At 66.2% G+C, this 25,191-nt stretch carries 22 protein-coding genes, 2 tRNA genes and 1 pseudogene; 12 read left to right on the plus strand and 13 right to left on the minus strand.

Going from position 1 to position 25,191, the window contains the following annotated elements; genetic code table 11:
* Positions 1-21 precede the first annotated feature (21 nt).
* Positions 22-2,841, plus strand: coding sequence for a valine--tRNA ligase (valS, locus tag ACQU6B_RS09290; RefSeq protein ID WP_430867274.1), 2,820 nt, complete (start codon positions 22-24; stop codon positions 2,839-2,841).
* A 323-nt stretch (positions 2,842-3,164) separates the two neighbouring features.
* Here the strand turns inward: valS and ACQU6B_RS09295 are convergent, their stop codons facing one another.
* From ACQU6B_RS09295 to ACQU6B_RS09310, 4 genes are all read right to left on the minus strand, one after another.
* Entirely contained in the window at positions 3,165-3,605 is a 441-nt protein-coding gene (locus ACQU6B_RS09295) for an endonuclease domain-containing protein (RefSeq protein ID WP_430867275.1), read from the minus strand.
* 848 nt (positions 3,606-4,453) lie between these two features.
* Positions 4,454-5,716: an ATP-dependent Clp protease ATP-binding subunit ClpX gene (gene clpX / locus ACQU6B_RS09300; RefSeq protein ID WP_430867276.1), complete on the minus strand. Its 1,263-nt coding sequence runs from the start codon at positions 5,714-5,716 to the stop codon at positions 4,454-4,456.
* Positions 5,717-5,960: 244 nt separating this feature from the next.
* The gene (locus ACQU6B_RS09305) at positions 5,961-6,662 is read right to left on the minus strand and encodes an ATP-dependent Clp protease proteolytic subunit (protein WP_430867277.1); all 702 of its coding nucleotides are present in this window, start codon (positions 6,660-6,662) and stop codon (positions 5,961-5,963) included.
* Positions 6,659-7,237, minus strand: a complete 579-nt coding sequence (locus ACQU6B_RS09310; RefSeq protein WP_430869232.1) for an ATP-dependent Clp protease proteolytic subunit — start codon at positions 7,235-7,237, stop codon at positions 6,659-6,661. Before ACQU6B_RS09310 ends, ACQU6B_RS09305 begins: the two co-directional genes overlap by 4 nt.
* 321 nt (positions 7,238-7,558) lie before the next feature.
* Here ACQU6B_RS09310 and ACQU6B_RS09315 point away from each other — a divergent pair, with 321 nt between their 5' ends.
* Positions 7,559-7,990 (plus strand): hypothetical protein, encoded by a 432-nt coding sequence (locus ACQU6B_RS09315; RefSeq protein WP_430867278.1) that lies wholly within the window; start codon positions 7,559-7,561, stop codon positions 7,988-7,990.
* Positions 7,991-8,092: 102 nt separating this feature from the next.
* Here the strand turns inward: ACQU6B_RS09315 and tig are convergent, their stop codons facing one another.
* The gene (tig, locus tag ACQU6B_RS09320) at positions 8,093-9,421 is read right to left on the minus strand and encodes a trigger factor (protein WP_430867279.1); all 1,329 of its coding nucleotides are present in this window, start codon (positions 9,419-9,421) and stop codon (positions 8,093-8,095) included.
* Between the two features lie 174 nt (positions 9,422-9,595).
* On the opposite strand from tig, the gene ACQU6B_RS09325 reads away from it, so the two are divergent.
* Both ACQU6B_RS09325 and ACQU6B_RS09330 read left to right on the plus strand, forming a co-directional pair.
* A complete protein-coding gene (locus ACQU6B_RS09325; RefSeq protein ID WP_430867280.1) occupies positions 9,596-10,105 on the plus strand; it encodes a MarR family winged helix-turn-helix transcriptional regulator in 510 nt (169 codons plus the stop codon).
* A 363-nt stretch (positions 10,106-10,468) separates the two neighbouring features.
* A complete protein-coding gene (locus ACQU6B_RS09330) occupies positions 10,469-10,897 on the plus strand; it encodes an organic hydroperoxide resistance protein (RefSeq protein ID WP_430867281.1) in 429 nt (142 codons plus the stop codon).
* Between the two features lie 72 nt (positions 10,898-10,969).
* Here ACQU6B_RS09330 and ACQU6B_RS09335 read toward each other — a convergent pair whose 3' ends face one another.
* Genes ACQU6B_RS09335 through ACQU6B_RS09345 form a run of 3 tightly spaced genes read right to left on the minus strand, consistent with a single transcriptional unit; the run spans position 10,970 to position 15,013 of the window.
* Positions 10,970-12,385, minus strand: coding sequence for a Y4yA family PLP-dependent enzyme (locus ACQU6B_RS09335; protein WP_430867282.1), 1,416 nt, complete (start codon positions 12,383-12,385; stop codon positions 10,970-10,972).
* Positions 12,378-13,982, minus strand: a complete 1,605-nt coding sequence (locus ACQU6B_RS09340; protein WP_430867283.1) for an FAD/NAD(P)-binding protein — start codon at positions 13,980-13,982, stop codon at positions 12,378-12,380. Before ACQU6B_RS09340 ends, ACQU6B_RS09335 begins: the two co-directional genes overlap by 8 nt.
* Complete coding sequence (locus tag ACQU6B_RS09345; protein WP_430867284.1) at positions 13,979-15,013, minus strand: cysteine synthase family protein; 1,035 nt, start codon at positions 15,011-15,013, stop codon at positions 13,979-13,981. Before ACQU6B_RS09345 ends, ACQU6B_RS09340 begins: the two co-directional genes overlap by 4 nt.
* Positions 15,014-15,257: 244 nt before the next feature.
* On the opposite strand from ACQU6B_RS09345, the pseudogene ACQU6B_RS09350 reads away from it, so the two are divergent.
* A pseudogene (locus ACQU6B_RS09350) lies at positions 15,258-15,332 on the plus strand (organic hydroperoxide resistance protein); the annotation flags it as partial.
* Between the two features lie 10 nt (positions 15,333-15,342).
* On the opposite strand, the gene ACQU6B_RS09355 reads toward ACQU6B_RS09350, so the two are convergent.
* From ACQU6B_RS09355 to ACQU6B_RS09365, 3 genes are all read right to left on the minus strand, one after another.
* Positions 15,343-15,708, minus strand: a complete 366-nt coding sequence (locus ACQU6B_RS09355; protein WP_430867285.1) for a hypothetical protein — start codon at positions 15,706-15,708, stop codon at positions 15,343-15,345.
* A 99-nt stretch (positions 15,709-15,807) separates the two neighbouring features.
* Positions 15,808-15,881, minus strand: a tRNA-Pro gene (locus tag ACQU6B_RS09360).
* Positions 15,882-15,997: 116 nt separating this feature from the next.
* On the minus strand, positions 15,998-17,701 hold the full coding sequence (locus ACQU6B_RS09365) for a 3-ketosteroid-delta-1-dehydrogenase (protein ID WP_430867286.1): 1,704 nt from the start codon (positions 17,699-17,701) through the stop codon (positions 15,998-16,000).
* A gap of 144 nt (positions 17,702-17,845) precedes the next feature.
* On the opposite strand from ACQU6B_RS09365, the gene ACQU6B_RS09370 reads away from it, so the two are divergent.
* Positions 17,846-18,421: a TetR/AcrR family transcriptional regulator gene (locus ACQU6B_RS09370; RefSeq protein ID WP_430867287.1), complete on the plus strand. Its 576-nt coding sequence runs from the start codon at positions 17,846-17,848 to the stop codon at positions 18,419-18,421.
* Between the two features lie 113 nt (positions 18,422-18,534).
* Positions 18,535-18,608, plus strand: a tRNA-Gly gene (locus tag ACQU6B_RS09375).
* Between the two features lie 140 nt (positions 18,609-18,748).
* On the opposite strand, the gene ACQU6B_RS09380 is transcribed toward ACQU6B_RS09375, so the two are convergent.
* Positions 18,749-19,171, minus strand: coding sequence for a DUF1761 domain-containing protein (locus ACQU6B_RS09380; protein WP_430867288.1), 423 nt, complete (start codon positions 19,169-19,171; stop codon positions 18,749-18,751).
* A 409-nt stretch (positions 19,172-19,580) separates the two neighbouring features.
* On the opposite strand from ACQU6B_RS09380, the gene cysK reads away from it, so the two are divergent.
* Both cysK and cysE read left to right on the plus strand, forming a co-directional pair.
* The gene (gene cysK, locus ACQU6B_RS09385; protein WP_430867289.1) at positions 19,581-20,516 is read left to right on the plus strand and encodes a cysteine synthase A; all 936 of its coding nucleotides are present in this window, start codon (positions 19,581-19,583) and stop codon (positions 20,514-20,516) included.
* A gap of 39 nt (positions 20,517-20,555) precedes the next feature.
* The gene (cysE, locus tag ACQU6B_RS09390) at positions 20,556-21,188 is read left to right on the plus strand and encodes a serine O-acetyltransferase (RefSeq protein WP_430867290.1); all 633 of its coding nucleotides are present in this window, start codon (positions 20,556-20,558) and stop codon (positions 21,186-21,188) included.
* Positions 21,189-21,305: 117 nt separating this feature from the next.
* Here cysE and ACQU6B_RS09395 read toward each other — a convergent pair whose 3' ends face one another.
* Positions 21,306-21,782, minus strand: a complete 477-nt coding sequence (locus ACQU6B_RS09395) for a Dps family protein (RefSeq protein WP_430867291.1) — start codon at positions 21,780-21,782, stop codon at positions 21,306-21,308.
* A 191-nt stretch (positions 21,783-21,973) separates the two neighbouring features.
* Between ACQU6B_RS09395 and ACQU6B_RS09400 the strand changes: the two genes are divergently transcribed.
* From ACQU6B_RS09400 to ACQU6B_RS09410, 3 genes are read left to right on the plus strand one after another with little or no spacing between them, the layout of a single operon-like run.
* Positions 21,974-22,507 (plus strand): CoA-binding protein, encoded by a 534-nt coding sequence (locus ACQU6B_RS09400; protein ID WP_430867292.1) that lies wholly within the window; start codon positions 21,974-21,976, stop codon positions 22,505-22,507.
* A gap of 21 nt (positions 22,508-22,528) precedes the next feature.
* Positions 22,529-23,845: a GNAT family N-acetyltransferase gene (locus ACQU6B_RS09405; protein WP_430867293.1), complete on the plus strand. Its 1,317-nt coding sequence runs from the start codon at positions 22,529-22,531 to the stop codon at positions 23,843-23,845.
* Between the two features lie 52 nt (positions 23,846-23,897).
* A complete protein-coding gene (locus ACQU6B_RS09410) occupies positions 23,898-25,178 on the plus strand; it encodes a GNAT family N-acetyltransferase (RefSeq protein WP_430867294.1) in 1,281 nt (426 codons plus the stop codon).
* Positions 25,179-25,191: the final 13 nt, after the last annotated feature.

The following is a 25,191-nucleotide window of genomic DNA, read 5'->3' on the forward strand; positions in this document are numbered from 1 at the left end:
TAGGTCTGAAAGAATGACCTCATGACTTCGCGCATCCCGGAAAAGGCCACCGTCGACGGACTCGAGGACCGCTGGAACGCGGCCTGGGAATCTCAGGGCACGTACCGCTTCAACGACGACGTCACCCGCGAGCAGGTGTACTCGATCGACACGCCTCCGCCGACCGTCTCCGGGTCGCTTCACGTGGGCCACGTCTTTAGCTACACGCACACCGACGTGATCGCCCGCTTCAAGCGCATGCAGGGCAAAGAGGTCTTCTACCCCATGGGCTGGGACGACAACGGCCTGCCCACCGAGCGCCGCGTCCAGAACTACTACGGCGTCCGATGCGACCCCACCCTCGCGTACCAGGACGGCTTTGAGCCCCCGCACGACGGCGGCGACGGCAAGTCAGTGCGCGCGGCGGACCAGCAGCCCATCTCGCGACGCAACTTCGTGGAGCTGTGCGAGCAGCTGACCGAGGAGGACGAGAAGCAGTTCGAGGCGCTCTGGCGTCACCTCGGCGTCTCCGTCGACTGGTCGCTGACCTACCAGACCATCTCCCCTTCCTCGCAGGCCGTCGCGCAGCAGGCCTTCCTGCGCTCGCTGGCGCGCGGCGAGGCGTACCAGGCCGAGGCACCCACGCTGTGGGACGTCACGTTCCGCACCGCGGTCGCGCAGGCCGAGCTCGAGGACCGCGAGCAGCCCGGCGCCTATCACCGTCTCGCCTTTGAGAAGGCCGCCGATGCCGAGGAAGCCACCGGCTCGTTCGACTCCGTCTATATCGAGACCACCCGCCCCGAGCTACTGCCCGCCTGCGTCGCCCTGGTCGCGCACCCGGACGACGAGCGGTACAAGCCGCTGTTCGGCAAGCACGTCCGCACTCCCCTGTTCGACGTCGAGGTGCCCGTCCTGGCGCACCACCTGGCGTCGCCCGACAAGGGCTCCGGAATCGCGATGATTTGCACGTTTGGCGACATCACCGACGTCACCTGGTGGCGCGAGCTGCAGCTGCCCACGCGCCCCGTGATGGGCTGGGACGGCCGCTTTGTCTCCGAGGCGCCTGCCGGGCTCGAGTCCGAGTCAGCGCAGGCCGCGTACGCCGAACTGGCCGGTAAGACGGTCTTCTCCGCCAAGGCTCGCATCGTCGAGATGCTGAGCGAGGCCGACCTCATCGAGGGCGAGCCGCGCAAGATCAGCCACCCCGTCAAGTTCTTCGAAAAGGGCGACAAGCCGCTCGAGATTGTCACCACCCGCCAGTGGTACATCCGCAACGGCGGCCGCGACGCAGAGCTCAACGAGCAGCTCGTGGCGCGCGGCAAGGACATCGACTTTGTGCCCGACTTCATGCGCGTGCGCTACGAGAATTGGGTCAAGGGCCTGACCGGCGACTGGCTGATCTCGCGCCAGCGCTTCTTTGGCGTGCCCATCCCCGTCTGGTACCGCGTCGACGCCGACGGCAACCCCGACTTCGAGTCGCCGCTGGCGCCCTCCGAGGACATCCTCCCCGTCGACCCGCAGGCCGACGTGCCCGCCGGCTTCGACGAGTCGCAGCGCGACCAGCCCAACGGCTTCACGGGCGAGAAGGACATCATGGACACCTGGGCGACCTCGTCGCTCACCCCGCAGATTGTGTGCGGCTGGCGCGACAACCCCGAGCTGTTCGCCAAGACCTTCCCGATGGACCTGCGCCCGCAGGGCCAGGACATCATCCGCACGTGGCTCTTCTCCACCGTGGCGCGCTCGCACTTGGAGCACGACCAGCTGCCGTGGAAGCACGCCGCGATCTCCGGCTGGATCCTGGACCCGGACCGCAAGAAGATGTCCAAGTCCAAGGGCAACGTGGTCACGCCCATGGGCCTGCTCGAGGAGCACGGCTCCGATGCCGTGCGGTACTGGGCGGCCTCGGCTCGCCTGGGCACCGACGCGGCCTTCGACACCGGCATGATGAAGATCGGCCGACGCCTCGCGATGAAGGTGCTGAACGCCTCCAAGTTTGTGCTGGGCGCGACCGGGATCGCCAGCGCCGCCGACTCTTCACTCGAGGCTGGCGTGGAAGCGGCTGCACACGTGACCGGCGGCGCGCTGCGCGGCTCGGGCGATGTGCAGGCTGGGTCCACGGAGGCAGCTCGCGGCATCGTCACGGAGCCGCTCGACCGCGCGATGCTGGCCGGACTTGCCAACGTCGTGGACGCCTCGACCAAGGCACTGACTGCGTACGACCACACCAAGGCGCTCGAGGTCGCGGAGACCTACTTCTGGACCTTCTGCGACGACTACCTCGAGCTCGTCAAGGCACGGGCCTACGACGGCGCCGCTCCCGGCGAGGCCATCGACCCGTACGCGGACTGCTCGAGCGAGGCCGCCTCCGCGCGCGCCGCGCTGACCATTGCGCTCGAGACGTTCCTGCGCCTGTTCGCCCCCGTCCTTCCGTTCGCCACCGACGAGGTCTGGTCCTGGTGGCGCGAGGGTTCAGTGCACCGCGCTCCGTGGCCCGAGTCGGCTCCGCTGCGCGACGCCGCTGGTGCGACGCACTCGGCCGGCGCTCCGGATCCCAAGCTCATCTCGATTGCCGGTGCCGCTCTCGCGACGCTGCGCAAGATCAAGTCCGAGGCCAAGGTGTCGCAGAAGACCGAGATCGCTTCGGTTGATCTGCTGGTGCCCGAGGCGCAGGTTGCTGCGGTGAACGCCGCCAAGCCGGACCTGATGGCAGCGGGACGCGTACGCGTGATGCAGGTCATCGACGCTGTCCTGGCGCTGGACCCCGGCGTGGACGGGATGAGCCCCGAGGACGGCAGCCCGAACGAGATCGCGGACACCACGGTGATGCGCACCGAGAACGCGGTCCTGGCAGAGGCCTAGCCCTTCGTCTGGTTTCCAGTCCCCAGCCCCACAGTGCTCCCCGGTCTCCTATGGGTCTGATTTCGCACGCTTTCAGCCGCGCCTGACTCCTATGGGTCCGTTTTGGCACGTGTCCAGCTGCGCCTGACTCCTATGGGTCCGATTTCGCACGTGTCCAGCTGCGCCTGACTCCTATGGGTCTGTTTTGGCACGCTTTCAGCCGCGCCTGAGCCCTGTGGGTCCGTACTGGCACGCTCTCCGATGCGGCTGAGCCCTATGGGTCCGTTTTCGCACGCTCCCGCAGGTCACTGAACTCTATGGGTCCGTTTTCGCACGCCCCGCCCCTAGGCGGCGGGTTTCCGGCTCGCGAGAATGTCACGCAGTCGATCTCGGCACCACTGCGGCCGCTCGTGTAGATCGCGATAACTAAAGCGCACCGTCTGGATCCCGACCGAAGCCAGGTCGGCATCCCGCCGCAAGTCGCGTTGCCAGAGATCAGTACCGGCGTGAAACTTCGCGCCGTCAACCTCGACTGCGACCCGAGTCACCTGGTCGTACATGTCGAGTCGATAGTTGCGCCCGTGCACCACGACGCGATACTGCTTGATGAATCGATCGAATGGCTTGCCGACAAAGACCTTCTCTGCTGCATGCCATTCAAGGTAGCTCTCCGCGCCTGCCGCGCACTGCGCGACGGTGCGGAGCAATGCGCGCCTCCCCTTGACCCGCGGGAGTGCGTCGACCGCATCGACGATCGCACCCGCACTCGCCTTCCCGCTGGCCATGGAACGCGCAATGACACTGACTCCTATATCCGGAGGACATTCGCCGAATCCCTGGCAGAGCGCAATCTCCGGCGGCACGACCGACCAACGACCGACTTGTTGAACCGGTGGGTTGTACGTCACCCTACGTACCCGGATCCAGCCGGGTCGAGCGAGCATTCGGCGGTCGTGGTCCACCACAAGTTCGATGCGCTGAGGCTCGTCGTCTAGAACGCCATGGAGAAAGAGGGCCGCCCGGCCTCCGACAGCGCAGTCGGATCCCGCCCACAACACCGCTGCGTCAACTCGTGTCTGGAATGAAGCGGCGTGGACGGTGCCAGCATAGACATTCGGCGCGAGCCGAGTGACGTCCCCCTCTTCGAGGCCCCTGCGCAGTTGCCGCCGACTGAAGATCGCTTCAAGTTCCGCGGCACTGTACGCCTGCCAGGTGCCCCGCAGCCACGACGCAAGTTCCTGCCCTTGCGGGGGGATATTGAGTGCTCGGAGAGACGCCATGAGTCCAGTGCAGGCCCCGCGACCAATCGATGCGCGTCGGGACGAGCGCTTGTGGAGAACCTGGAGGTCGCACGGTATCTGTGAACAACTGTCAGCGATCCCTGCGCGGAGGATCCTAGCCGAATCGCGGAAACTGGACGCCGGCTCGCTTCTACCTGTGCAGAAACAGACCAATAGGAGTCAGGCGCACCTGGATGCGTGCGAAAACGGACCCATAGGGAGAGAGGTGGGTAGACAGAGCGAGAGCTGGGGTAGCGCGACAGGGAGAGAGGTGCGGAGACGGTGTCGAGCGAGGGGGTAGAGCGAGCAGGTAGCGAGGGTGAGGACAAGAAGACTGAGGCGGAAGGCAGCTACTACGCCGCCCCGGATTCCTCGATCTGCTCAATCACGCGCGGCACGAACGCAGGCGCGACGCGGTCCAGGACCACTTCGCGGGTGACCAACACGGTGGCGATGTCATCGCGGCCGGGAACCTCGAACATTGTGTCCTGGAGAACCTCTTCCAGAATCGCGCGCAGTCCACGGGCGCCGGCACCACGCAGCAACGCCTGCTCCGCGATCGCCCTGACAGCGCCCTCGTCGAACTCAAGTTCCACGTCGTCCAGCTCGAACATGCGCTGATATTGCTTGACCAGCGCGTTCTTGGGCTCAGTCAGGATCGAAACCATGGCGTCCACGTCAAGCGGGGACACGGTCGCGATGACCGGCATCCGGCCGATGAACTCGGGGATGAGCCCGAACTTGTGCAGGTCCTGCGGGGTGACGTGCGAGAACAGGTCCGAGTTGTCTGCCTCCTTGAGCGAGGCACCGAAGCCGATCCCCTTGCGACCCACGCGCGACGAGATGATCTCCTCGAGGCCCGCGAACGCGCCTCCCAGGATGAACAGCACGTTGGTGGTGTCGATCTGGATGAATTCCTGGTGGGGGTGCTTGCGCCCGCCCTGCGGCGGCACCGAGGCCGTCGCGCCTTCGAGGATCTTGAGGAGCGCCTGCTGCACGCCCTCGCCCGACACGTCGCGGGTGATGGAGGGGTTCTCCGCCTTGCGCGCGACCTTGTCGATCTCGTCGATGTAGATGATGCCGCGCTGCGCCTTCTCCACGTCGTAGTCCGCGGCCTGCAGGAGCTTGAGCAGGATGTTCTCGACATCCTCGCCCACGTATCCGGCCTCGGTCAGCGCGGTCGCGTCGGCGATCGCGAACGGCACGTCGAGCATGCGCGCGAGGGTCTGGGCCAGGTACGTCTTGCCGGTACCCGTGGGGCCAATGAAAAGCACGTTGGACTTGGCGATGTCGACGCCGTCCTCGGAGGCCTTGGCCTCGCCTGCGCGCACTCGCTTGTAGTGGTTGTACACCGCCACTGACAACGCGCGCTTGGCCTGGTCCTGGCCGATGATGTACTGACCCAGGAAGTTGAAGATCTCGCGGGGCTTGGGGAGGTCCGTGAACTCGGCCTCGACCGCCTCCGCGAGCTCCTCCTCGAGGATCTCGTTGCAGAGCTCAATGCACTCGTCGCAGATGTACACGTTCGGGCCCGCGATGAGCTTCTTGACCTGCTTCTGAGTCTTACCGCAGAACGTGCACTTCAGCAGATCACCGGTGTCGGTGGGACGAGTCATTCGAAGGCTCCTTTCGCGCCCAATAGTGCGGCGCCATCCTTAACAGGCTACAGACGCGGTCTGACACGCGCTGGGCGGCGCGCCGCAACGTTATCGGCGCGCGTCTGATGGGTATTCGTCGCCGACACGCCCGCGGACGGCTTTGGGGCACGGCTGCAGCATCCGCGCACTGACAACGGCAAGCAGAAAGGGCGGCCCGGGCCGAAGCCCGAACCGCCCTCCCGTGACGCTAAATGAGTGCCACTTAGGCGTTGATGCCCTCGGAGGGCTTGACCTTGCGGCTCTCGAGCACCTGGTCGACGAGGCCGTATTCCTTGGCCTCGGCGGCGGTCAGGAACCGGTCGCGCTCGATGTCCTCGCGGATCCGCGACGAGTCCTGGCCGGTGTGGAAGGCCAGGGTGTCCTCGAGCCACTCGCGCATGCGAATCATCTGCTCGGCGTAGATCTGGATGTCCGAGGCCTGCGCACGCGAGCCACCCTCGATGCGAGGCTGGTGGATCATCACGGACGCGTTGGGCAGCGCGAGACGCTTGCCGGGGTGTCCGGCCGCGAGCAGGACGGCAGCCGCGGAGGCGGCCTGGCCCAGGCAGACGGTCTGGATCTCAGGCTTGATGTACTGCATCGTGTCGTAGATCGCGGTCAACGCGGTCTGCGAGCCACCGGGGCTGTTGATGTACAGCGTGATGTCGCGCTCGGGGTCCTGAGACTCGAGCACGAGCAGCTGCGCCATCACGTCGTCAGCGGATGCGTCGTCGATCTGCACGCCGAGGAAGATGATGCGGTCCTCGAACAGCTTCGCGTAGGGGTCCTGACGCTTGAAGCCGTACGCGGTGCGCTCCTCGAACGTGGGCAGGATGTAGCGCGACGAGGGGCCGGCAGGTGCCGATCCGCCAAAGTCGCCAGCGGTGCGACCCGCGGCCTGAATAGCCTGGAATTCATTGGTCATTTCTTGCCTCCCTGCGAAGCGTCTCCGGCATCGGCCGCGTGCGTGATGACGCCGTCGATGAAGCCGTACTCGAGCGCCTCTTGCGCGGTGAACCAGCGGTCGTGGTCAGCGTCCTTGGTGATCTGCTCGATCGACTTGCCGGTCTGCTCTGCGGTCAGCCCGGAGAGCACCTTCTTCATGTGCATGATGAGCTCGGCGCCGATGCGGACGTCAGTGGTCGTGCCATAGATGCCGCCGGAAGGCTGGTGCATGAGCACGCGGGCGTGGGGGGTCGCGAAGCGCTTGCCCTTGGCACCGGAGGCGAGCAGGAACTGGCCCATCGATGCCGCCATACCCATGGCCACCGTGGCGACGTCCGGCTTGATGTACTGCATCGTGTCGTAGATCGCCATACCCGCAGTGATCGATCCACCGGGGCTGTTGATGTAAAGGTAGATGTCCTTCTCTGAGTCCTCAGCGGCGAGCAGCATCAACTGAGCGCAGATGGCGTTCGCGTTGTCGTCGCGCACCTCATCGCCTAGCCAGATGATGCGTTCGCGCAGCAACCTGTTGAAGATCGAGTCGTTCAGAGCCATTCCGGCTCCGTCACCCCTCGCGGTAATCTCATGCGACGTGTTGTCGTTCACGTGTGTCCTCCTATAGAGCGTCTTGTGAGACAGTAACGCGACCCACCCCCCGTCCGATGCCCAAATGGGCCTGTTTTCGCTACTGGGTGAACGAAAAACGACCTGTGCCGCGGCGCGGTCTGCGGGCGGCCGATGCGACGGCGTCCCCCCGCGCGGCCGCCGTCGCCGGATACTTTCGTCCCCGTCTGCTACCGCGTAGGCTATGCGGACAAGATGAGCGCGCGCCCCCATGCACGCTCACTTCTCAGCCACACGACTTGAAAGGCAACGATGGCCCGCTCCACCGAGAACGACGACACCACTCCCGACAACTCCGAGCCCATGATCATCGACGGCGAGGTTGTCTACGGCAACTCGGCAGCGAAGGCTAGGCAGGAGAGCATCGATGCCGAGATCGTCGAGGCAGAACTGGTAGACGAGGACGACGCCGACCTGGACGACGCACCGCCGGAGCGCGTGCGTAACGGCATGGCCAACGCCGGAATGCTGCTGGGCATCGCGTCGCTGATCATGAACCCGTTTGGGGTGTCATCGATCGCGGCCATCATCGTGTCGTTCATCGGACTGCGCCGCTCTGTCGCGCTGTTCAAGGCCGGCGAGCCGCCGGTGGGTCGCATCCCCGCCACCATCGGCCTCGCGTTCGGTGTGGCCACCGCTATCTTCGCGGCCTGGATCATCATCACGAACCCCACGGCTGCCTAGCGCACGCTGCTGTAGACGCAACAAGGGCGGCACCCCCGATGGGGTGCCGCCCTTGTTGCGTGTGCGGGCCGCGCTGATTCCTAGCCGCGACCCGCGTGAGACCTAGGCGATCTGCGACTCTTCCGCAGCTGCTTCGTTTTCCTTGTTCTCGTCCTCGAGCGAACCGATGACGCCACTGAGGTCAACCGCGGCGCCCGCGGTGTCCTTGATGGTCGCGCGACGCAGCGCGTACGCGGTCGCCTTCGAGCGGGAGACCTCAGACACGATGGCGGGAATCTGGCCACCCTGCTCGACCTGCTGGATGAACTCGTTGGGGTCCATGTTGTACTGACGCGACGCGTTCAGCAGGTAGTCGAGGAGCTCGTTCTGCTGGACCTCGATCTCGAGGTCCTCGGCGAGCTGGTCAAGCAGGATCTGCGTGCGCAGTGCCTTGTGAGCTTCCTCGGTGACCTCGGCGCGGTGCTCGTCGTCCTCAAGGCGGTTCTCGTTCTCGAGGTGGCTGTGAACCTCTCCCTCGATGACCTTCTTGGGGAGCTCGAAGTCGGTGACCGCGAGGAGTGCTTCGAGAAGCTTCTCGCGAGCCTCGATGGCCTGGTTGTTGGTCTTGATCTTCGCGGCCTGAGACTTGAGGTCCTCGCGGAGCTCCGCGACCGTGTCGAACTCGGAGGCGAGTTGAGCGAACTCGTCGTTCACCTCGGGAAGCTCGCGCGTCTTGACGGCGGTGACCTTGACCGTAATGATCGCGTCCTTGCCTGCCTGGTCGCCAGCTGCGAGGGGACCCTCGTACGTGGTCTCCTCGTCTGCGCTCAGGCCCAGCAGTGCGTCGTCCAGGCCCTCGAGCATGTTGCCCGAGCCCACCTGGTAGGACGTGCCCTGGACGGCGTCGATGTCCTCGCCGTCAACCTTGGCGTTCAGGTCGATGGTGACGTAGTCGTCGTTGGCCGCGGGGCGGTCAACCGAAACGAGTGAGCCGAAGCGCTCGCGCAGTGCGTCGACGCGCTCGTCGACGTCGGCCTCGCTGACCTCGATCGGCGACACCTCGATCGTCAGCGAGTCGGCGGCCGGAAGCTCAACTTCGGGGCGGATCTCGACGATCGCGGTGAACTCGAGTCCCTCGTCGCCCTCGACGGAGCCGGGGATCTTGGTGACGTCGACCTCGGGCTGGCCGAACGGGCGCAGCTCGAGCTCCTGGACGGCCTCTGAGTACCAGCCGGGCAGACCGTCGTTGACGGCGTGCTCGATGACGGCACCCTTACCAACGCGCTGCTCAAGAATCTTTGCGGGCACCTTGCCCTTGCGGAAGCCGGGAATCTGCACCTGCTCGCCGATGTGCTCATAGGCGTGCTTGAGGGCGGGAGCGAGCTCCTCCTCGGTGAGGTTGACCGTGACTTTGACGGTCGTGGCATCGATGGTCTCGAAGGCGCTGGTCACTGACGTACTCCTGTAAGTGGAAGAAGGCTCAGCCATACACGATGTCTTCTCGCGGCAGAGCAACCCGCCGATTCTACCGGCTTGGGGCGCGCGTCCCCAAACGGGCACGTACTACGCAGTAGTCGGGGTGACCGCGCGGCGCACAATTGCGTTGGCGAGTTATAGAGTCCCCCTATGGATTCCAACCAACGCCGCACCCTGGTGCGCCTCGTCAACGGCACGCACCGACTCGCTCGCGTCGCGGCCGTCGCCTCCGGCAACACCACTCCCGCCTCCGCGTGGCGCACGCTCGACGTGCTCGAGAGCGAGGGACCCCAGCGCATCGACAGCCTGGCCCGTGAAGTCCGCGTGAGCCCGCAGGGAGCCACCCAGTTGGCGCAGGCGCTCGAGGACCAACTCCTGGTCGAGCGGACCAACGACCCGGAGGACGCCGACGCAGCGATCCTGTCCTTGACCGATCAGGGCGCCCAGGCGCTTGACGACTGGCGCCTGGACTTCGGCTCCTCGTTGGGCCCGATGTTCGACGGCCTCGCGGCCGACCAGTGGGCCACGCTGACCGCGGCGGTCGAGATCCTGGACGTCGTGGACCTCGAATCCACGAGTGACCGCGCCCGCAAGGCGGCACACGCTCGCGCGGCGGGCGATGCTGCCATCGCCGCCGCTGACGCAACCCCTGTCGTCTAGCGTCCGCCCCGCTCACGGACGATGCGCTGGTCTAGGCGCGCTGTCGCGCGCCCCGGCGGCGGCACCACTTCCGGCGCGTGGCACCATTTCCGACGCGTGGCATCGTTTGCGACGAGCCGCGATCTCCCCGGCGAATGACCGAATCTGAGAAAACGGGAATGACGAGGCTCAACGTGGGCGTTGTACCCAACGCAGCGGCACCATTCGGCGGCTGAAGCATGTCCGATCCGGGCCGCTTAGGCGGCGCCGAGGGCATCCCCATGGACTTTGAGTCCAGGTAAACACTGCCGCCGAATCCCCCCGGGTAGCGACGACGCTTGAGGTGCTGCGCCTCACTTATCCCTATTGAAAGGCAGCATCCCCATGATTCAGCAGATTGGCTACACCGCAGAGGCACTCGCGACCGGCGCGGGACGCAACGGGCACGTTCGCAGCGACGATGGTCGGATCGACCTCGACCTCGCGGCGCCCGTCGCTCTGGGCGGATCCGGGGAGGGCGCCAATCCCGAGCAGCTCTTCGCGTCCGGCTACGCGGCCTGCTTCCACTCCGCCATGCAGAGCGTCGCCCGCGCGCAGAAGATCGATCTCACGGACTCGTCGGTGGGCGCCCGCGTCCACATCGGCGCGAACGGCGACGGCGGATTCGAAATCGCGGTCGAGCTTGAGGTAGTCGTCCCTTCGCTCCCCCACGACCAGGCTCAGGCAATCGCCGATGCGGCGCACCTGGTGTGCCCGTATTCCAACGCCACCCGTGGCAACATCTCGGTTCAGGTCACCGTCTCCGACGACTGACAGCTTTCTCGCGGCTCGCAATGGCCGCCCTCGCGCGGCGCGGGACCCTCAAGGGGCACCGCGCCGCGCGGTTCAAGCGGGCTTGTCGATGCCGTCGTGCACCCACGCGCCGTCGGCGCCGCGAACCACGTTGACGGCAAGCGGCAACTGGTGCGAGGCGCTTTCCAGGATGTGCATCAGGTAACCACCCGTGTTCATAAACGCCGCAATGTCCCCGCGTGCCACTCCATCCTTGAATCGGAGGCGGCGCCGCAGGATCAATTCCTCCTCGACGCAGTAGGCACCCACCAGGAAGCCGTCGAACGCGGGGCTGGGTTCGCCCGCCTCGGCGGGCCGAACCCAGCGTGGGTCAAGCAGGAAGTCGACCGACGTGGATCGCACCTGAGTGCGATTCATGTGCAGACCTACCAGGGGGATGTCGTCGCTCGTCGACTTCCGGAACGCGACCTCAGCCAGGGTCATCCCGCAGCCGTCAAGCACCGAACGCCCGGGCTCGCAACGCAATTCGAGGTCGCGCGCGGCGAGTTCCGCCGCGATGCTCTCCCGTTCACTCCCCGGCGCCCGCAGCACGTCCCGCAGCCATCCGCCGCGCACCGGGCGCTGCCAGTACGGGTAGAGCGATCCCGAGGGTCGCGCGGCACTCGGGTCGGTGAGACCCAGGCGGTCTGAGCGCCACGTCAGGGTGCCGTGCTCGTCCTTGTCCACGCCGTCCCAGAAGGCGCCCCACTGGGCTCCGTCGGCGAGGTAGCTCATCGGGATGCCGCCGCCCATATCGATGAAGGCGATCCGGTGGCCTTGATCGCGGAGTCGATCCGTCCAGGAAAGCGCCTCACGCAACACAATGGCGCGCTCGGCGGCGCTATACGCGTTGAGGTGAAAGTGGATGCCCTCTATCCGCAGTGTGCCGGAGTCGACCTCGGCGAGCGCGCGGTCCCACTGCCGCGACGTGAGGCCAAACCGGGTGGGCGCAATTGAGGGGTCGGTGGACGCCAGCCGCAGAGCCACTCGCGCCACACGCTCGCCGCCTGAGGCCGCGAGCACGACGTCATCGAGCTCGTCGGCGTTGTCCAGGCTTATCAGCGCGCCCGAGTCAAGCGCGAGGCGAATAAGCTCGCGCGACTTCACCGCCGCCGTGACGATGATGGCCTCGCCTCGGACTCCCAGGTCAAGACACTGGCGCAGCTCGGCGAGCGAGGCAACATCCAGCCCCAGTCCCGCATCGTTCGCCGCTGTGACCAGGCCCAGTGCCTTGTTGGCCTTGCGCGCGACGTAGACGCCCAGCCTCACGCCCTCGCCACGCGCGGCGTCCACCAACTCGGCCGCGTTGCGGGCAAGTGGAGAGAAGTCGAGGACGTTGACCGGAGAGCCAAACTCGCTGATGAGCGAGCCGCATTGCTGGGCGTCGCCGAGCACGTCCTCCATCCATGGCTCCGTGCGCGCCGTCAGCGGGGCTACGCCCTCGCAGGCCACGGGTGCTTGGTTAGTCATCTGTTCCCACCTTCGTCAGTTGTGCCGATTCCACACCGCGGTCGGCGAGCCACGTGGTCGCGACAGCGCGGGCCCACCTACTTGAGTCGCCGTGCAGGCGTCGCTGGAGCGAGTCGTGCCCAATCACGGGATCCTCCGTGGGGCGTCCGAGCGCCGCAAGGCCGACGCTGAGGTCACCGCCGGGGCCAACGCAGGTGCCATCCGAGGCAGTCAGCGCCCCACGTTCGCCGGGCCGCACGCTCACGTGACCGTCGGCCAGCAGGCCTTCCCACGGCTCGCGGCCCTCCTCCGGCGCGGTCCCGCCCTTTCCTCGCACTGCATCTCGAATGCCCGGTCCGCGGGTGAAGGCGTCAATCACTTCCACGCCCGATTCCATCTGCGCCGGACTCGAGCCCCGCACCACTCGCAGGATGCCCGACTCCCTCAGTGCCAGCAGTCGCCGGTGAGTCACGAGCGGCGGCCCAAATGCCCACCGTTCGAGCGTTGCGGCCCGTGCGCGCCACCGCGACCACAGCGCCGGATCCCGGGGTGCGCGTTCTAGTGAGCGCACCACGTCGGCATATCCGGCAGCCCACGCCCGGCCCCACCACCACGCGCAATCGCTGTCAACATCGCCCAGTGCGCGGCGCACGTCTCGAGCCCAGCGAGCGTCAGGGCCGTCCGCCAACACGCCATCTAAACGGGCCCACAGCTCTTCGCGTGTCACGCGGGTGCCCGAGGCGAGGGCCGCGGCCTCTGCACCGGCCGCCAGCACGTCCCACCACTCGTCATCCGGGTTGGACTCGGAAGACCACGCCGAGGTCCGGTCACGCACGGCCGCCACGACTGCCGCCGGGAGGGAGACCGGCTTGGGCAGCATCGGCTCCCCAGAACGCGACAGCATCGTGATTGACGAGGGCTCCGAGCCCCCTGGGACGTACCGAAGCCCCCAGTCGACGGTGGCATCCGCGACCCAGCTCCCGCCGCGCCCGGCCGTGAGATCCATCACGACGTCGAATGCCGTGAGCGACGCCCCGCGCACTACTACCGGCGCGCCGGGACACGGGCCACGCGACGCATCGGCCACCGCGGCATGGTCGATGCCCGGGCCGCCCGTGTGGCCGGTGGCGAGCATCACTCGAGGTGAGCGCTCGGACGCGGCCCCTTTCCCCGCCGCATCGACCGTCTCGCAGACCCAAGAGAGGCCCTCGCGCCGCACTGCCGTCGCTCGGACGGGCCGGTGGATCACCTCAAGGCGCGCAGACTCGCGAAGCCGCTCAAAGCTCCAGGCGAGGTAGCGCCCCACCTGCGCGCGCGACGGGAAGACCTCCCCGCCGCTCCCCTGCCACTGCTGGAACGTGAGCGGGACGGAGGGGCAGGTGGCATCGACGATTCGCGAGTCGACGTTCATCATGAGGTGCGCTGGCTGACCCGGTTCCCATACCGCGCCCGCGCCGAGCCTGCCCGTCTCGAGGATCGTCACGCGAAAGGGGCGCGCCTGCGCCTCGGGAGCACTGCGCGCCAGCTCCTCGTCGAGGTCAGCAAGGGCATAGAGCGCGCGCGGTCCCCCTCCGACCACCACCAGGTCCATCGCACCGCCCCTTGGGTTCTCGCTCATGCCATCTCGACGAACGGATTCGCGCTCGAGCTGACGGCCAGCGCGCGCTCCCCGCCTGGGATCTCAGCACGCACCCACTCGTCGTCGAACACCGTCGGCAAGTAGGCGCTGCCTCCGTCGTGGACCAGCATCGCGACCGTCGCGCCGCGGCTCAGCGAGGGCAAATCGCGGCCGATCGCCGCGACTATCGCACCCGTCGACGCACCGGCGAGCAGTCCCTCGCGTCGCGCAAGGAGCCGGCAGCCGAGGATCATGTCTGCCTCACTGACCCGGCTGACGGCATCGGGATGCGCCTGCTGGGACAGGTCCGTAGCAAATCCGGCGCCCAGTCCCGGCAGCTTGCGCTCGCCCAAGGCGCCGCCAAACAGGGCCGACCCCTCCGCATCGACGCCCACGAGGCGCGTCTTCCACCCCGCGCGCTCGATGGCCAGCTGGCAGCCCAGCACAGTACCGGTGGTGCTCATCGCAACGTAGAGGTGGTCGGGCGGACCACCAAGGGCGTCCACGAGCTCGGGCAGCGTGGTGTTGGCGTGAGCAGCAGGGTTCGCCGCATTTCCGTACTGATTAGTCGTCACGGAGCCCGGCACGTGAGCTAGCAATTGCGCGACACGCTCCACGCGGGCCCGCAGGCGATTTCCGTCCGCGGGGGTCTCCACCTGGTCCACGCGTGCGCCGAACGCCACCATGGTTTGCGTCGCCGCCCTATTGGCTCGCTCGTCAACCACCGCGATGAAGGTATAGCCGCGCTGCGTGCACTGGCGTGCCAGTGCCATACCGAGGTTCCCCGAGGTCGACTCCACCACGGTGCCACCGGGCATCAGTCCCCCGTTGCACTCCAGCTCATCGAGCAAGAAACGCGCGGTTCGCTCTTTGGTGCTCCCCGACAGTTGGAGCTGGTCGAGCTTCGCGTGGAGTCGGACTCCGCTCTCAGGAAAAAGCCGGTCGAGCTGGCTCACCGGCGTGACCAAGTGGCCACCATGGACGATCGCGCTGCGCATGTTGAGCGCCTCTGTGGTGCCGCCAATCTTCATCGCTGAACGCCTCCCTTAAATCGCCCCGGAGGGGGATTGTTAACGGATGAGGCCGGATGGCCTCGACTTCGCTGTCAAGATATTCAAACTCTCCGAGACGTCCGCGCATTCCTCGCGAGCGCCATCATTCGCAGAAAACGATGCTCAAGTTTCCGGAGCTTCACGCCTTCCTCCCAAATCCGGCGGCACACGACAGCAGAAAATGACTCAGGACCACCCTCCGTGGGAGCCCGCGTGCACATCGGCGCACCTGGTGTGCCCGTATTCCAACGCGACCCGCGGCAACATCTCAGTTCTGGTGACCGTCACCGACGACTAGCCACCAGCTGCTACTCGGGGACGGGGCGCCCTAGTCCACGCACGTGGTCATTCATCGCGGCTACCGCCTTGTCGTAGGCGTTCCGATGCTGGGCGCGCAGCACGGAGACCAAAATGTGCAGGACGCCAAGGATTACCGCACCAAAGATGATGAAGATCACGAAGAACCAGGCGTAGGCGCCCATTGCAATGAAGACGAGCGCAGTCACGAGGGCTAGGGCGACCCAGGCCCACCCCAGCACCTTCATGAACGTGTCGTAGGTTGAGGCGGAGGGAGCATGGCGCGTACGCACATCCGCGATGGTCGCCTCGCAGGCGGCGACGTCAGTTGTCGACTTGACCTGGGCGACGCTGCGCTGCAGTTCCGACTGGTTCACGTTTCACTCCTCGATGCGCCCCTGGGGTGAGACGCATTCCCAAACTAGCGGGATAAACGACAAGAGGACCGCCCGCGGGCGGTCCTCTTGTCATTGTTGTCGGGGTGACAGGATTTGAACCTGCGACCCTCTGTTCCCAAAACAGATGCGCTACCAAGCTGCGCTACACCCCGATGCCCACAAACGTGAGCCAGGCAACTCTAGTACGTGTGAGGCCATGCGCACGACCCCGCCCGGGCATCGGCGCTCAAAAAAGAGCGCACCAACGCCCGGGCCGGGACGCCCCAACTCACGCTTTGCCCGTCACTCCCGCCGCGTCCAGAGCGGCAATGTACCCGAAGACAATTCCCTGGCCGATGGTCGCCCCCGCTCCCGGATACTTGTCGCCAAAGGCGTTTCCAGCCGTGTTGCCGATGGCGTAGAGGCCGTCGATGACCGTTCCATCGGGCCGCAGCACTCGAGCCCGCTCGTCCGCCTTCAGTCCGCCACAGGTACCGAGATCGGACAGCACCAGTTTGACCGCATACAGCCCTCCCTTGAGCGGCCGCAAGCAAGAGTTGGGCCCATGCGTCGGGTCACCGTAGTAACGGTCATACGCGCTCTCTCCCCTGTGGAAGTCCTCGTCGTTGCCATTTGCCGCCAAGGAGTTGAACCGGCGCAGCGTGGAAATGAGCGCGTCCTGGGGCATCCCGATGGACTCCGCGAGTGCGCGGGGGTTATCGGCCCGATGCGCGATGCCTGCGTCGTACCACGCCTTCGGTATGGCCTGGCGCGGGAATACTGACGCGGCCAGCAGGTACGAGTCGCGGTACTGCTGGTCAAAGATCAGCCATATCTCTCGCTCACCCCCACCCGCGTTTCGCGAAGCCAGCATGGCCTGCCCAAAGGTCATGTAGTCAACAGACTCGTTGATGAAGCGCTCACCACCGTCGTTCACGATGAGCGACCCCGGTAGCGAGCGCTCGGCGAGGAGCGGCAGTACCTGACCATCGCCCACTGGCGCAACCGCCGGGAACCACCAGGCCTGGTCCATATGGGCCACGTCCGCGCCCACCTCTTGACCCGCGGCGATTCCATCGCCAGTGTTTCCGTCCGAACCCAGGCTGTAGTCCACATCATGAATTACTGCTGCGTGCGTGCGCCGCAGCGGCACGTTGTGCTCGAAGCCCCCGGTCGCGAGGATGACGCCTCGCTTCGCAACGACAGTCACCGTCTTGCCGTCTTGCTCAACCGTCGCGCCGGTGACTCGATCCGCGTCGCGGGTCAGGGCCACCAGTGACGCCCGCGTCCACACCGGAATTCCGGCATCGATCACGCCTGCGAACAGGCCTGCGGCGAGCGCCTGTCCGCCGGCAGTGTAGGTGCGCCCCAGCGCCTTGCCGCCGACTCCCTGGGCCAACCGCTTGATCATGCGAGGGATCGCCTTTGTCGGCTTCCGTGTCATGAGGTTCATCCACCTGTAGTCCGCTCCCGTCACCGGCATCGGCACCGGCGCCTCCATCACCCCCGCGCGAAAACGGCTGCGCTCAGCGCCTAGCTCGGCCAAATCGAACGGCTTGGGTTCACACGTACGTCCCGTCGCCGAGCCGCCGGGGTTCTCGGGGTGATAGTCCGGGTAGCCCTCCGCCCAGAAAAAGTTCAGCTTCGTGACCCGTTCAACCGCGTCGATGGCGTCACGTCCGTGGTCGAGGTAAGCGCGCCATCGGTCCGCGGGGGCACTGTCACGGACGATCGCCTCGAGGTACGAATCCGCTCGGGCGACGGAATCCGGCGAGCCATCGCGCTCGAGCGTCGAGTTGCCGGGCACCCAGAAGGCACCGCCCGAGCGGGCGGTCGATCCGCCCACGTAGGCGGTCTTCTCGATGATGAGGCTCGACAGGCCCTGCTCCTTCGCGGCGAGTGCCGCCGCCATTCCGGTTCCGGAACCCACGATGAGGAGATCCACCTCAATATCAGCGGCCTTGGGTCCGGGCGCAATCTGCTTCTTTGGCATCGGAAAATACTCCTCGCTTAGTGGTGACCTGTCGCGCGAACAAACAGGTGCGGCTTCATCGCCGTTGCGTATCACTATAAATCTAGCCGATCGGCTAGTACAATCGTTGACAGGTCACCTGACGCGAAACGACACGAGAGGCTGATGAGCACACCTAAGCAACGCCGCCCGGGCCGCGACCACCTCGTCGCGACCGCCATGTCGCTGTTCGCCCGCCACGGCGTTTCTGACACGTCGCTGCAGAAAATCGCCGACGAGGCAGGGGTGACCAAGGCCGCGGTCTACCACCACTTCCGTTCCAAGGACTTAATCGTTAGTGCCGTCATGGAACCCGTTCTCGTAGAGATCGACGCGAGCGTGCGTCGCGCGGCGGTCATCGACGATCCCGACGCGCGACTTGACGCGCTGCTGAACGACCTCGCCGAACAGGCTGTCACGCACCATGACCTGTACGCCATCGTCCTCAGAGACGTCGCCATGGGGCGCCTCTCCGACCGTGCGCTCGCTATCTTCTCGCAGCTCGAGAGCGCGCTCGCGGGCCACGCCCCCACGCCGGGTCGACAGGTGCGCGTCGCCATGTTTCTCTCTGGGCTCATCGGGCCCGCGGTTGATCCCCGTATTTCCGATGTGGATACCAGCATCGTCAAAAGCGAGATCCTCGCCGTCGGGCGCGCGTTGCTCTCGTCCTGCGCCGCCTCGCCCCGAGAAGGCGACCGCTGAGGCCCCAGCGGAGGTAGCAGCAGTCATTTACGCGCAGAGTTTTTATCCTGGCCCAGGCTCGGCTACTCTAGTGATCGTTGGACATGCGCTGGAGACGGCCTGTGCCTGACGATGCGGGTGTAGCTCAATGGTAGAGCCTCAGTTTTCCAAACTGATCACGCGGGTTCGATTCCCGTCACCTGCTCCACGAGCAGCGCGACCGGACTTCTCATCCGGCACGACGCACGTGAATGAGACAGCAGGAGCCGGGCCCTTAGGGACCCGGCTCTTCTCGTTTCCCCCGGAGCAGCCGCTGCCTCAGTGGCACCGCCGTATCCGGCGAACCGCCTAGAGGAACGCCGCGATCACTGCGCCAACCACGCCGAGCGAGACCACGTCCTGAGCACCATCGATCAACGTTGCACGGTGGCCGCGCAGAGCGAAACCGTTATGGATGAGGTGCGTGCCCAGCCGGAAGACCGCGCCCAGGACCAACCCGAACGCCGCGCCCCCGGCCACCGATCCGACGCCGAGCGCCACCATCAGCATGTTCATCACTAGCGCGGTGAGGAGGATGACAACGCCAACCGCGGCGTGACGCCCCCACGATCCTCCGTCGCCACCGCCATCCTTTCCGCGCAGGCTCAACTGCTTCATCCGCTCGCGCCCGAACAACGCGGGTCGGTACCAGAGGTAGCCCACGACGAACGACGCGATCGTGGCTGCTAGCACGGCGAGCCAATTGACGCTGTCGAGGGAAAACCACTCCATGCCTTGCATTCCCATCCCGTCATGCGACGCGCTTGCGGCACTTTCCACCATAGTGCCGCCTCCCCTCCTTCGGCATTGCCCCGAATCCCCTCGCAACTGCCGCTTGCCGCATCGGCGCGGCGGCGATACTCTGGCATCACCACACACGAAAGGCAGCGAGATGAGCAACCGGAGCCACGTCGTCATGACGTCTGCTCCTGCCCTCCTGTCCTGTGTGGCCTCCTCCTGCATGTGCGCTTGCATGTGTAGCGAGGGCTGCAGCTGTCAGTAGAGCGCTGGCAGCACCCCGCCCAAAGGCCCAAATGGGCCTTTCCCGGCACGCTAGCGCTCGCCCCGGTATCGAATTGGGATACACCTGCGTTGTTCAACACGGATCACACTTCACTACTCACCTAAGGAAGCACCTGCCATGGCAAAGATCTACGAAAACGTCACCGATCTGATCGGCAACACCCCCCTTGTCAAGATCAACGCGCTCGCCGACGGCGTCGACGCGACCATCCTGGGCAAGCTCGAGTTCTACAACCCCGCCAGCTCCGTCAAGGACCGCCTGGGCGTCGCGATCGTCGACGCTGCAGAGGCGTCCGGCGAGCTCAAGCCCGGCGGCACCATCGTCGAGGCGACGTCCGGCAACACCGGCATCGCGCTCGCCATGGTCGGCGCGGCTCGCGGCTACAACGTGGTCCTCGCTATGCCCGAGACGATGTCGAAGGAGCGCCGCGGCCTGCTGCGCGCATTCGGCGCAGAGCTCGTCCTGACCCCCGGCCCCGAGGGCATGGCCGGCGCCGTCGCCGCCTCCGAGAAGATCGCCGCGGAGCGCCCCGGCGCAATCCTGGCCAGGCAGTTCGCCAACGAAGCGAACCCGGAGATCCACCGCAAGACCACGGCCGAGGAGATCTGGGCCGACACTGACGGCAAGGTCGACATCTTCATTGCCGGAATTGGCACCGGCGGCACCATCACCGGCGTCGGCGAGGTCCTCAAGGCCAAGAACCCCAACATCCAGGTGATCGCGGTGGAGCCCAAGGAGTCGCCCATCCTCAACGGTGGCGCACCCGGCCCGCACAAGATCCAGGGACTCGGCGCGAACTTCATTCCTGAGGTTCTCAACCAGGAGATCTACGACGAGGTGTTCGACGTCGACTCTGAGACCGCCATCGCCACGGCACGGGCCGCGGCTCGCAAGGAGGGCCTCCTCGTGGGAATCTCCTCCGGAGCAGCGATCCACGCCGCGATCGAGGTGGGCAAGCGCCCCGAGAACAAGGGCAAGACCATCGTCACCATCATCCCGTCGTTCGGCGAGCGCTACCTCAGCTCGGTGCTGTACGCCGACTTGATGGACTAATCCTCACCACTACCCAAAGGACACCCCGGTCTTTTCCTCATGAACTTTCTGACGCTCGCCCTCGAAGACATCCGCACGGTGCACGACCGCGACCCCGCGGCGCGCTCCACGCTGGTCATCGTCGCGTCGTACCAGGGAGTACACGCGGTGTGGCACCACCGTGCCGCCAACTGGCTGTGGACACATGGGATGAAGACCTACGGTCGCCTCTGGTCGCAGTACGCCCGCCGTCGTACCGGGATTGAGATTCACCCCGGTGCGACGCTGGGCCGCCGCGTCTTCATCGACCACGGCATGGGCGTGGTCATCGGCGAGACCGCCGTGGTGGGCAACGACGTCCTGCTGTTCCACGGCGTGACGCTGGGCGGCACCACGATGAGCCCGGGCAAGCGCCACCCCACCGTCGGCGACCGCGTAGTAATTGGCGCCGGCGCGAAGGTGCTCGGCGCCGTGCACATCGGCTGCGATGCCCGCATCGGCTCCAACGCCGTCGTGGTCAAGGACGTGCCCGAGGGCGCGACTGCGGTGGGGATCCCCGCCAAGATTCGCATTCACCCGGCGGCCAAGGAGGCCTCCACGGCGGCCTCCGCTATCGACTCGGGCGACTCCCACCATCACCCGGACCTTGATGCGGCGCCCGAGATCCGCGAGCCCGCGATGTACTACATCTGACGCCACGCCTCGCGGCAACGTCCTAGAACGAGCGAGAGCCCCCGACCGGTGTCCGGTCGGGGGCTCTCGAACGCATGAGGGGGCACGGCACTTGAGTGCGTGAACCGCTCGGGGGAACTAGGCGTCGGTGGCGCGCAGCATCCAGGCGGTCTTCTCGTGCGCGCGGATGCGTTCGGTGACAAGGTCGGCAGACGCGACGTCGCCCGCCTTGTCCGCGATCTCCACGAGGGGACGCGCGACGCGGATCAGCGTCTCGTGGCCCGCGATGAGGTCCTTCACCATCTGGCCCGCCGTAGTGGCGCCCTTGTTGTCCTCAACCGTGGCGCGCTCAAGGAACTCGGCAAAGCTGCCGGGAGACCTCTCGCCCACGGCCCGCACGCGCTCCGCGATGGTGTCGACGGCGGCCTGCAATTCCAGGTACTGATCCTCGAGCATCTGGTGCAGCGCTGGGAAGGTGGGCCCGGTCACGTTCCAGTGGTAGCCCTGAGTCTGCACGTACAGCGCGTAGGTGTCGGACAGGAGGTTGGAGAGACCGTCGCCAATCTCGGCGCGATCGGCGGATTCAATCCCAATGTGCGGCTTGTTCTCGGTCATTGCGAATCTTCCCTTCGGATCTGAGGATGCGCCACAACATGGCGCTGGTTGCCCTTGCGTCAACGAACCCTGCCCGCGCCGTATTCCTCGCAAGCCCCGTGCGGCCGATGCCGTGGCCGGCCACTCCCCGCCCGGCCCGACCACTTTGCGCCGCGGGGAATGATGCGCCGAAAAATGTGGTTTCATTCTGCATGAGCGAATCGACGATGCCTGCAAACATTGCCTCCGTGTCCACCCCCAGCGCCGCCGAGGCGTGCCCGATGCCGAGCGCGGCTCAGGCCCCCGATGACGACCTGCTCGTCGCGGCCCTCGCTGGCGCGAAAACAATCGCAGTGGTGGGCGCCTCGCCCAACGACATCCGCACCAGTCACCAGATCGCGGTGTGGCTCATCGAGAACACCCCGCTCGAGGTATTCCTGGTCAACCCCGCGGCGGGCAGCGCCGAGATCCTCGGCCACGCGTTCTACGAGTCCATCGCCGAACTGCCCACTCCTCCAGACATCGTCGACGTGTTCCGTCGCTCCGAGTACGTCGACCCGGTCGCGGACGACGCGATCGCCGCGGACGCACACATGCTGTGGTTGCAGCTGGGAGTAGTCAACGACGCTGCTATCGAGCGCGCCCGCGAGGCGGGTCTGACGGGAGTGCAGAACCGCTGCATCAAGGTCGAGTGGGCGCGCCTGAGAAACCAGATAGACGCCGCGCGCGACGCGCACACCCAGTAGTCGCGGTGGCACAATCGCCGTATGGACCATCCTGACGGCAAGATACCCGCCACCACGCCTCCCGACGGCTACGCTCGCCTCCAGCTGACCCCCGACCGCTGGGACGACGTGGTCGACGTCGACGAGTGGGCGTTCCTCAACCCGTGGCTCCCCGAGGAGCGCTTGGCCTTCAAAGAGGCCTTCGTCTGGGATCGCGGTAACGCGATCGCCATAGCCGATGAGCGCCACGGGGCACCTGGCGACCTGGTCGCGGTGCGGTGTAGTTACCCGTTCGAGATGGTCGTGCCGGGAGGTCGCCGCGTGCCGACCGCGGGGCTGAGTTGGGTGGGAGTTCACCCCGGTCACCGTCGCCGTGGACTCCTCTCCGCGATGATGCGGGAGCACTTCGAGCACTCACTTGCACGCGGCGAACTCTTGAGCGTCCTGACCGCTTCGGAACCCAAGATCTATCAACGTTTTGGCTACGGCCTTGGCACACGTCAACTGCGGGCAAAGTTCGCGCGCGGAGCCGGACTCCGCGACGTCGCGGGAGCGCAGGAACTCACCGTTCGCCTGGAGCGGCTCAACCGGGACCGCCACGCCGACCTGATGGCCACTCTGCAACGGCAGGTCGACCGCCCGGGATCGATCGTCCGCGAGGGCGCGGAGATCACGGTCGAGCTCTTTTCCGAGGGAGTCAATCAACGACCGGAGAAGGAGCCCCTTCGGGTCATCATCGTGTCGAATCCAGACGGCGTTCCCCAGGCCTTCGCAGTGTTTCGCCGCGTCCCTTCATCTCAACATGGCAGTTCGTCTGGCGAGGTCCTCGTCTTCAACTTTGTCACCACCACGGCCGCTTCCGCGCGTCGGCTTTGGAGTGTCCTCTTCGACCTTGATCTCACGAGCGAGATCACCGTGACGGCACTCCCGCTTGACGACCCTCTCGCGTGGCTCGCTACCGACCCTCGCGCACCCCAGGCGATCGTCGAAGACGACCTCTGGGTTCGCATTCTCGATGTTCCCCGCGCCCTCGCCGCCCGCACGTACGATGCCCCGGTCGACGTGGTCATCGGCGTACGCGACGCGGTCATCGCGCAAAACGATGGGCTGTGGCACGTGTCGACGCAAGGCACGGACGACGACGGTCGGCATGTGGCTCTCGTGACGCGCGCGCCGGGTGCCAGCGTCGCCGACCTCAGCATGGACATCCAGGACCTCAGCGCCGCCTATCTGGGAGGCGTCAGCGTGGAGTCGCTCACCGACGCGGGGCTGGTCGACGAGTCCTCCCCCGGCTCGGTGCGCCAACTGTCGGACGCCATGCGCTCGACCCGCGCGCCCGCTTCGCTCTTCCACTTCTGACCGTTTTTGCCCTGCGTTTCCCAAAGACGGGTAAACCTGAAACGATTGGCGGGTGAAGAAATCAGAGGGTTATCAGTCAATCAGCATCGATGAAACACGTATCGACGAGCTGTTCCAGGTAGTCCAGTGGGCTTTCGTGGGCGAGTGGCTCAAGGAAGATCGACAGGACTACATCGACGCAATTCCGGTGGATCGATCGCGCGCCGTGGAGGTCACCGACGAGCGCCGCGGGACCGTCGGCGAACTCGCCGGGGTACATGCAAGTTTCGGCACCGACATGATCACTCCAGGAGGCCGACAAGTCCGCACGGCCGGCCTTTCGTGGTTGGGAGTCCACCCCGCGCATCGTCGTCGCGGCCTCATGACCACCATGATTCACGATCACTTCTCGCGCAGCATCGCGCGCGGCGAGCACATTAGCGTCCTGTACGCGATGGAGTCTGAGATCTACGCCCGGTTTGGCTACGGCATGGGCGCGCAGACCGTTAAGGCCTCGATCCCCCGCGGCCCGCGCATGTGGCACGTTGACGGTTCCGATGAACTCAACGTGCGCCTCGAGCGCGCGGACTTCGACCAGCACGACCAGCTGGTCGCGGACCTGCAGGCCAAGCTCTCGCGCCCCGGCACCATCCTGAACCCCGAGGGATCCGGGCGCAACGCGCGCTTCACGGACCCGGTGGGGAACCGCCACGGCATGGAGAAGTGGCGCATCTGCATCATCGAGGACGCGGGAGAGCCCGTCGCGTATGCCTTCTTCCGCCGCAAGCCCGACTCGGAGGTCGGAATTCACGACGGTGTCGCCCAGGTGCGTGAGCACGGTTCGCTCAACGCGGCCGCCTCGCAGCGTCTGTGGCAGGTCCTGACGGACTTCGACCTGGTGGGCACCACCCACACCGAAAACCTCGCGACCGACGACCCGCTGCTGTTCCAGCTCAAGGACGCGCGCGCCGCGCGCACCAAGGTGATCGACAACATCTGGGTGCGGCTGCTGAACGTGCCCGAGGCGCTGGTGTCCCGCCAGTACTTCCACGACTGCGACGTCACGTTCAAGCTCAGCGACCGCCACGTGCCGGACAACGCGGGGGTGTGGCGCATCGTCGTACGCGACGGAGACGCCACGGTCACGCGCGAGGCCGATGCGGCCGCCGCCACCGAAGCGACGGCCGACCTGGAGATGGACATCCGTCACCTCGGCACGGTCTACCTGGGCGGGACCTCGCTGGAGGCGCTCAGCGCCGCGGGACTGGTCAAGGAGAACACGCCTGGCCAGGCACGCGAGCTAGCTATCGCGATGATGTCGCCGGTGGCCCCGCTGACCAACTGGGACTTCTAGCCACCCACATCGT

The organism is Demequina aurantiaca, from assembly GCF_050598105.1.
Lineage (GTDB): Bacteria > Actinomycetota > Actinomycetes > Actinomycetales > Demequinaceae > Demequina > Demequina aurantiaca_A.